Below are 960 nucleotides of genomic sequence, written 5' to 3'. Positions count from 1 at the left end.
TGATCACGCGCTGGCGCTGCGGATCGGCCAGGATTGCCTGGTATTCGGCGATCTCGATCTCCAGCTCGGCGTGCCGATTCTGGATCTTCTGGCCTTCCAGGGCCGCCAGGCGGCGCAGCTGCATGTCTAGGATGGCGCGGGCCTGCGCCTCGTCGATGTCCAGCAGTTCCATCAGCCCGTCACGCGCGGCCTCGGTGGTGTTCGAGCGGCGGATCAACGCGATGACCTCATCGAGGGCATCGAGGGCCTTGAGCAGACCGCGCAGGATGTGCGCCTCTTCTTCGGCCTTGCGCAGCCGGTAGGCGGTGCGTCGGGCGATGACTTCCATCTGGTGGTGGACCCAGTGGCGGATGAACGCGTCGATGGACAGGGTGCGCGGCACCCCGTCGACGATCGCGAGCATGTTCGCGGAGAAGTTCGACTGCAGCTCGGTGTGCTTGTACAGGTTGTTCAGCACGACCTTGGCCACCGCATCGCGCTTAAGCACGATGACCAGGCGCTGGCCGGTACGACCCGAGGTTTCATCGCGCAGATCCGCGATGCCGGCGACCTTGCCGTCCTTGACCAGTTCGGCGATCTTCACCGCGAGATTGTCCGGGTTGGACTGGTAGGTCAATTCGGTGACCACCAGGCAGGTGCGTCCCTGCAGTTCCTCCACGGAAACCACCGCGCGCATGGTGATCGAACCACGGCCGGTGCGGTAGGCATCGGAGATGCCCTTCGTGCCCAGGATCATGGCCCCGGTGGGGAAATCGGGGCCCTTGACGCGCAGCATCAAGGCCTCGAGCAGTTCCTCACGGGTCGCCTCGGGGTTTTCCAGGTACCACTGGACGCCGGAGGCGACCTCGCGCAGGTTGTGCGGCGGAATGTTGGTGGCCATGCCCACCGCGATGCCGGCCGAGCCGTTGACCAACAGGTTCGGGAAACGTGCCGGCAGGATCGTGGGTTCCTGGTTCTTGC

The 960-nt window shown here is 65.1% G+C and carries 1 protein-coding gene; it reads right to left on the bottom strand.

Annotated features, from left to right (window positions below; genetic code table 11):
* Positions 1–960: DNA gyrase subunit A (locus B879_RS23845; protein WP_040401546.1), on the bottom strand; the 960-nt coding region annotated here is incomplete at both ends.

The sequence above is a fragment of the Cecembia lonarensis LW9 genome, from assembly GCF_000298295.1.
Taxonomy (GTDB): Bacteria; Bacteroidota; Bacteroidia; order Cytophagales; family Cyclobacteriaceae; genus Cecembia; species Cecembia lonarensis.
The sequence above is the reverse complement of the archived record's forward strand: the minus strand, read 5'-3'. Positions and strand labels throughout refer to the sequence as shown.